The 6000-nt window shown below is 70.8% G+C and carries 8 protein-coding genes; 3 read left to right on the forward strand and 5 right to left on the reverse strand.

Annotated features, from left to right (window positions below; genetic code table 11):
- Positions 1 to 192: 192 nt before the first annotated feature.
- Positions 193 to 1185: an aldo/keto reductase gene (locus tag AB0C46_RS39345; protein WP_362833927.1), complete on the forward strand. Its 993-nt coding sequence runs from the start codon at positions 193 to 195 to the stop codon at positions 1183 to 1185.
- A gap of 97 nt (positions 1186 to 1282) precedes the next feature.
- On the opposite strand, the gene AB0C46_RS39350 is transcribed toward AB0C46_RS39345, so the two are convergent.
- The gene (locus tag AB0C46_RS39350; protein ID WP_362833928.1) at positions 1283 to 1657 is read right to left on the reverse strand and encodes a VOC family protein; all 375 of its coding nucleotides are present in this window, start codon (positions 1655 to 1657) and stop codon (positions 1283 to 1285) included.
- A complete protein-coding gene (locus AB0C46_RS39355; RefSeq protein ID WP_362833936.1) occupies positions 1654 to 2277 on the reverse strand; it encodes a helix-turn-helix domain-containing protein in 624 nt (207 codons plus the stop codon). The genes AB0C46_RS39350 and AB0C46_RS39355 overlap by 4 nt, the downstream gene beginning before the upstream one ends.
- A gap of 204 nt (positions 2278 to 2481) precedes the next feature.
- Here AB0C46_RS39355 and AB0C46_RS39360 point away from each other — a divergent pair, with 204 nt between their 5' ends.
- Complete coding sequence (locus tag AB0C46_RS39360; protein WP_362833929.1) at positions 2482 to 2892, forward strand: VOC family protein; 411 nt, start codon at positions 2482 to 2484, stop codon at positions 2890 to 2892.
- A gap of 347 nt (positions 2893 to 3239) precedes the next feature.
- Here AB0C46_RS39360 and AB0C46_RS39365 read toward each other — a convergent pair whose 3' ends face one another.
- Entirely contained in the window at positions 3240 to 3653 is a 414-nt protein-coding gene (locus tag AB0C46_RS39365) for a VOC family protein (RefSeq protein ID WP_362833930.1), read from the reverse strand.
- Positions 3654 to 3842: 189 nt separating this feature from the next.
- Between AB0C46_RS39365 and AB0C46_RS39370 the strand changes: the two genes are divergently transcribed.
- Positions 3843 to 4427, forward strand: coding sequence for a TetR family transcriptional regulator (locus AB0C46_RS39370; protein ID WP_362833931.1), 585 nt, complete (start codon positions 3843 to 3845; stop codon positions 4425 to 4427).
- Between the two features lie 30 nt (positions 4428 to 4457).
- On the opposite strand, the gene AB0C46_RS39375 is transcribed toward AB0C46_RS39370, so the two are convergent.
- A complete protein-coding gene (locus tag AB0C46_RS39375) occupies positions 4458 to 5024 on the reverse strand; it encodes an NAD(P)H-dependent oxidoreductase (RefSeq protein ID WP_362833932.1) in 567 nt (188 codons plus the stop codon).
- Between the two features lie 172 nt (positions 5025 to 5196).
- Positions 5197 to 5628 (reverse strand): ankyrin repeat domain-containing protein, encoded by a 432-nt coding sequence (locus AB0C46_RS39380; protein WP_362833933.1) that lies wholly within the window; start codon positions 5626 to 5628, stop codon positions 5197 to 5199.
- Between the last annotated feature and the right edge of the window lie 372 nt (positions 5629 to 6000).

Consider the following 6000-nt stretch of genomic DNA (forward strand, 5'->3'; position numbering starts at 1 on the left):
TCCAACTCATACCGTCCGGGACGGGATTCCGGAACCGGCCCGACGACAGGGGCCCCGAACTCAGGGCCCCGGACTGAGGGTTCTGGGCTCAGGGCCCGTGGGCTCTGGGCTCATGGCTCGGGGGCTCTGGGCTCAGGGCTCAGGTGCCGAGATCCAGATCCGTCCGCCGTACGTCCAGGAGGTAGCAGCAGCATGACCACGACGAACACCCCGACCCGTCACCTCGGTGAGCTGGCGGTTTCCGCGCAGGGGCTCGGCTGCATGGGCATGAGCCACGGCTATGGGGAGTCGGACGACGCGCAGTCGGTCGCGACCGTCAACCGCGCGCTCGACCTCGGCGTCAGCCTCCTCGACACCTCCGATTTCTATGGAGCGGGACACAACGAGGAGCTGATCGGCCGGGCCATCGCCGGCCGGCGGGACGAGGCGGTGCTGGCCACGAAGTTCGGATTCGCCAACCGACTCGGTGAGCCGACCGCGATCCGGGGCGACGCCGCCTACGTACGCGAGGCCTGCGAGGCATCGCTGCGCCGGCTCGGGGTCGACCACATCGACCTCTACTACCAGCACCGCGTCGACCCCGAGGTGCCGATTGAGGAGACCGTCGGCGCGATGGCCGAACTCGTCGCGGCCGGCAAGGTGCGGCACCTCGGGCTGTCCGAGGCGAGTGCGGTGACTCTCCGCCGGGCGCATGCGGTACATCCGATTGCCGCGCTGCAGAGCGAGTGGTCGCTGTGGACGCGCGATCTGGAGGACGAGATCGCGCCGGTGTGCCGTGAACTCGGCATCGGTCTGGTGCCGTTCTCGCCGCTCGGGCGCGGATTCCTGACCGGGCGCTACACCTCGGTGAAGGGGCTGCCGGAGTCCGATGTGCGCCGCAGCCAGCCGCGCTTCGCCGACGGCAACCTGGAGCAGAACCTGGCCATCGTGGAGAAGCTCGATGAACTCGCCGCCGAGAAGGGCGTCAGCGCCGGACAGCTCGCCCTGGCCTGGGTGCAGCACCGCGGGGCCGATGTCGTGCCGATCCCTGGCACCCGCCGGCAGAAGTACCTGGAAGAGAACCTCGGCGCGCTCGCCATCGAGCTGACCGCCGAAGAGCTCGCCGCGATCGACGCCGCCGCCCCGGCAGGCCAGATAGCCGGAACGCGTTACGACGAGGTCAGCATGACGTTCGTCGACGGCTGACGGCTGACGGCTGACGGCTGACGGCTGACGGGCCTGCGGCTGCGGGCTGGGGGGCTGAGAAGGGGAGGGGAGCGCCCGAATTCGGTGGCTCGGTCACTCACTTCGGCGACATGACCTCGTAGAGGTTGTGGGAGTCGTCGCGGAAGAACAGGCCGCGGGCGCACAGGGGATGGTCGGTCCGGCCGTTGTCCGGCGCGGTGGGGTCGTTGCCGTAGGGGATGCCGGCGGCCTGGAGACGGGCGAGGATTCCGTCGAACGTCTCGGGGTCGACGTCGAAGGCGAGGTGATGGCCTTCGAGGTCCGGCGCGGTCATGAAGTCGAGGGTGAGCGTCTCGTTCACCCGGACCGGGAGGAAATGTCCCCGGCGGCCGGCCGGCGGGAGCTCCGGCAGGCCCATGACCGAGGCGAAGAAGTGGGCGGCCGCACGGTGATCGGCGGCTGGGACGATGGTGTGGTTGAGGGTCACGGTCATCTGGCGCTCCCGGGGGCGTTGAGGGTGCCGTGCAGCAGTACGGCGATGAGTTCCTCGGGCGTGAGCGGCGCATCGGCCTCCGGCGCCGGAGCCTGCAGCCGGGTGAGGAGCAGGCCCAGAAAGGCGGCCGCGACCTTCTCGGGGCTCAGGCGGAAGGCGGCCCGGTCGGGTTCGATCAGCTCGACGACGGCGTTGCGCAGGGCGGTGACGGACTGCGCCCGGCTGTCCGGCGGCGGCGGATCCTCACCGTCCCGGGTGCCGGTGCCGGTGCCGGTGCCGATGCCGGTTCCGGTGCCGGTTTCGGTGCCGCGGCCCCGGCGGTGTCCCGAGGCGTGGAGGGCGCCGACGACGGTGCCCATACGTTCCATGTGGGCGCGCAGCGCCTCGGCGGCCTCGGACAGCCGGTCGGCGAGCGGCTCGTCCAGGGAGATCGTGGCGAGTTCGCGCAGCACATGGTCGGTGCCGACCGCCTCGGCGACGCAGGCGTCCAGCACCTCGTCCTTGTCCTTGAAGGCCCGGAAGATCGTTGCTTCCCCGATGCCGGCGGCGCGGGCGATCTGGCTGGTGGTGACGGCCGCGCCGTACTCCGCCACGAGCGGCAGCGCGGCGGCCACGATCATGGCGCGACGCTCCTCGACGCTCATGCCGGGGGCGCGTCGACGGGAGATGGGAGGTGTCATGGCCCGACCGTACGGAGTGAGTACTCACTCCGTCAATGGATGCGCGGATGCGCGCCCCGCTCCTTAGACTTCTTGCAGCGCGACAAGGCCGGTCCCGACGGCCGCTGTTCATGGGCCGTCGCCCGTACGGAAGGCAGGCGCGCCATGGACTGGAAGCTCGAACTGGTGCCGGTTCCGGTCGCCGATGTGGAACGGGCGAAGTACTTCTACAGCGAGCAGATGGGCTTTGCCGTCGATCACGACATGAGCATCGGCGACGAGGCGCGCATTGTGCAGCTGACACCGCCGGGATCGGGCTGCTCGATCGTCATCGGCGCGGGCAGCGGTGTCACGGAAGCGAAGCCAGGATCGCTGCAGGGGCTGCAATTGGTGGTCCCTGACATCGCCGCGGCCCGCACGCAACTGGTCGAACGGGGGGTGGCGGCCGGCCCCGTGCAGCATGTCGAGGACGGCGCGATGGCGGACGGCCCCGGCGGGGCATGGAACTCGTTCGTCTACTTCAGCGACCCGGACGGCAATGGCTGGGCGCTGCAGGAGCGGCCCCCCGAGAGCTGAGCGCGGCGGGCGCGGCGGGCGCGGCGGGTTCCTGGGGGCGGCGGGCTCGTAGGATCGGCGGGCTCGCAGGACCGGCGGATGGCGACGGCTCAGGAGGAATTTCTGCGGACCTTTCCTGCCCGCATCCCGCGGTGACCGTGCGGCCGAAGGCCCTGGAAGCGGGAGAGCCGGGGCTCAGGCCTCTGCCGGATGGCGCTTTGCCGCCGATGACATCCACCGCGGCGTCCAGCCCGCATTCGTACGGCCCCTTGGGTGCGCTCAGGGCGTTCCCCTGATGTGGTCCTTGCCGGGCCAAGTATCGGACGCGTACCGGCCCGGCGGGTAAGGGAGTTCGGCGTGAGGGGCGCTCACAGGCCCTGAGCGGCCATCCACTCCGGGTCGGGGTCGATGTTCTGGAGTACCTCGATCAGGGTGCCCTCGGGGCCCCAGACGTTGAAGCGGCGCTGCCCCCACGGCTCGTCCCGCAGGGGCTCCGCGATGGATACGCCCTTGGCGCGCAGGGCGGCCTCCTCGGCTGCGGCGTCCGTCACCAGGAAGCCGAGCAGTACGCCGCCGGTCTCCTGGGTGCGGAAGCTGGCGGGCATGGCCTCATGGCCGCGCTGGACGAAGTCCAGGGTGTATTCGGGGTGTTGGGGGTGCTGGAGGCTGGCGTACCAGTCCAGCTCCGCCAGCGGGTGGAAGCCGAAGTGGTCGGCGTAGAAGCGGGTGCTGGCGGCGACGTCGTCGGTGAGCAGGGCGGTGCCGATTTTGGCGAAGCGCATGGTGATCCTCTCCGTTGGCAGCGGCCGGTCCACCGCGCAACAACTCCAGTTGTAGTACTTTGACTGTAGTGGTTGCTAGTGCTTTTCGGAGAAGAATTTTTCCGGGCGTCCGGAGGGGCGGGGGAGTCCGGCGGAAGTCCGGGAAGCCGGAGAAGGAGGAGACGGGCGACATGGTGCGAGGTGGACGACATGGTGCGTAATCCTGAGCGGCGGGCTGCGCTGGTGGATGCCGCGATCGAGGTGCTGGCGCGGGACGGTGCGCGCGGGCTGACGTTCCGGGCCGTCGATGCGTCCGCGGGCGTGCCCAACGGCACCGCCTCCAACTACTTCGCCAGCAGGGACGATCTGCTGGCTCAGGTCACCGCGCAGATTCACCAGCGCATCGCGCCGGACCCGGACGAGGTCACCGCGGTGATGGCCGCGCCGCCGAGCCGGGAGCTGGTCGCCGAGCTGATGGGGTGGATCAACCGCCGGGTGACGGAGAACCGCACCGGCTATCTGGCGATGCTGGAGCTGCGCTTGGAGGCGACCCGGCGGCCCGAGCTGCGGGCGGAGCTGACCCGGGTCATCCGGGCGACGCTCGACGACGACATCCGCTTCCACCTGGAGGGCGGGCTGCCGGGTGACCGTACCGCCGTGGTGTTGATCTATCTCGCCATGACGGGGCTGATGCTGGAGCAGCTCACGCTGCCCGGGGTGGTGCCGGACGAGGAGACTGAGGGGCTGATCTCGGCACTCGTCGACCGGGCGATCGGGCCCGAGGGCGAGAAGTAGCGGGCGCGCCGGCCCCTAGGGGGTGTCTCCCTAACCGCCGTACGGGCGGGTCGCACGGGCCTCACGGAGGGCCACCGCCCACCAGGTGAGCTGGTTGAGCAGGGCGTCGGCGGCCTGTGCGGCCGGAGCGGGGTCGTGCAGGCGGCCGGTGTCGTCGAAGAGGTTGCCGGCGAGCGGGAAACTGACCGTTTCGCGCACCGTGGTGGCGTGCAACTCGGCGAAGACCAGCCGCAGTTGCTCGACGGCGCGGAGGCCGCCGGAGATCCCGCCGTACGACACAAAGCCGACCGGCTTGGCCTGCCACTGGGGGTGCAGCAGGTCGATGGCGTGCTTGAGCGGGGCCGGGAAGGAGTGGTTGTACTCCGGGGTGATCACGACGAAGGCGTCCGCCTCGTCGACACTCTTGGCGAAGGACTCGTACTCCTCGCTGCCGTAACGGAGTTCGTACGGGCGGACGGCGTCCAGGTCGATGACGTCCACGTCGATGTGCGGGTGGCTCTCGGTGTGCCGGGTGAACCAGTTCGCGATGACGGGCGCGAACCGGCCCTCCCGGGTGCTGCTGATGATCACTGCGAGGCGGTACGGGTGCTCGGACATGCGGGGCCCTTCGTGGCGTGCGGTGTGCGGCGTGAGCCGGTGAGCGGCGGGGTGCCGTCGGGGCTCGACGCTAGGACCTCAAGCGAGCTTGAGGTCAAGCGTGGCGGGCGCCGTGCCCGGCCTCGCCTACGGGCGGTCCGCCGGAGCCTCGCTTACCGGGCCGCCGGCCGGGTCACTCCGCCCCGAACAGCTTCAGCAGCTCCGCCTTCTCGAACATCCGGGCCGTGTCGATCGCCGACGGGGTGCCCGCCGCCGGGTCCGCGCCGTGTGCCACCAGGACCTTGACGACCTCGTCCTCGGCCTTGAACACCGCGCCGGCGAGCGGGGTCTGGCCGCGGTCGTTGGGGCGGTCGGCGTCGGCGCCGCGCTGCAACAGGGCCTCCACGGTGGCGGGGTGGCCGTGGTACGCCGCCAGCATCACGAGCGAGTCGCCCTTGTCGTTCGTCAGGTTGGCGGGTACGCCCGCGTCCACGTATGCCGCGACGGTGTCGGTGTCGCCGTGCCGCGCCAGGTCGAACACCTTGGCCGCGAGCTGCAGCACCTCGGGGTCGTGTGCGTGCTCGATCGTCTCGGGCCCCTGCGGCTCGGAATTCGCGTCGCTCATGGTCGCCGGCCTCCTGCTGTGGTGGGTGATACGTGCGTGCACTGTGTCCTCGCCACTTTATGCAGGCCATGGCCGTTTGCGGCAGCGGGCGCGGGGGTGCGGGTTGCCGTGGGCTTGCGCCGGTGTGGGTTTGCCGTGGGCTGAGGTCGGTGCGGGTTGCCGTGGGCTTCGGGCCGGTGCGGGTTGCCGTGGGCTGGGGCCGGTGCGGGTTTGCCGTGGGCCGGCGCCGGTGCGCCTACGGGTTGTGGGTGGTGGGTCGGAGGGGACGCCCGGTAAGCCGTCCTCGGCGCGGGCGGCCCTGGTCCCAGAGGTTGGGAGCCCCGTTGTTCGCTCCGGGTCCTGCGGGCGGCTCACCGGACATCCCCTCCGACC

The sequence above is a fragment of the Streptomyces sp. NPDC048637 genome (assembly GCF_040650675.1).
In the GTDB taxonomy this organism is placed as follows: Bacteria; Actinomycetota; Actinomycetes; order Streptomycetales; family Streptomycetaceae; genus Streptomyces.

What these genes read in the sequence shown, in the direction of transcription:
- AB0C46_RS39345 (WP_362833927.1), top strand. Translation starts at nt 193, where the DNA reads ATGACCACGACGAACACCCCGACCCGTCACCTCGGTGAGCTGGCGGTT.
- AB0C46_RS39350 (WP_362833928.1), bottom strand. Translation starts at nt 1,657, where the DNA reads ATGACCGTGACCCTCAACCACACCATCGTCCCAGCCGCCGATCACCGT.
- AB0C46_RS39355 (WP_362833936.1), bottom strand. Translation starts at nt 2,277, where the DNA reads ATGATCGTGGCCGCCGCGCTGCCGCTCGTGGCGGAGTACGGCGCGGCC.
- AB0C46_RS39360 (WP_362833929.1), top strand. Translation starts at nt 2,482, where the DNA reads ATGGACTGGAAGCTCGAACTGGTGCCGGTTCCGGTCGCCGATGTGGAA.
- AB0C46_RS39365 (WP_362833930.1), bottom strand. Translation starts at nt 3,653, where the DNA reads ATGCGCTTCGCCAAAATCGGCACCGCCCTGCTCACCGACGACGTCGCC.
- AB0C46_RS39370 (WP_362833931.1), top strand. Translation starts at nt 3,843, where the DNA reads ATGGTGCGTAATCCTGAGCGGCGGGCTGCGCTGGTGGATGCCGCGATC.
- AB0C46_RS39375 (WP_362833932.1), bottom strand. Translation starts at nt 5,024, where the DNA reads ATGTCCGAGCACCCGTACCGCCTCGCAGTGATCATCAGCAGCACCCGG.
- AB0C46_RS39380 (WP_362833933.1), bottom strand. Translation starts at nt 5,628, where the DNA reads ATGAGCGACGCGAATTCCGAGCCGCAGGGGCCCGAGACGATCGAGCAC.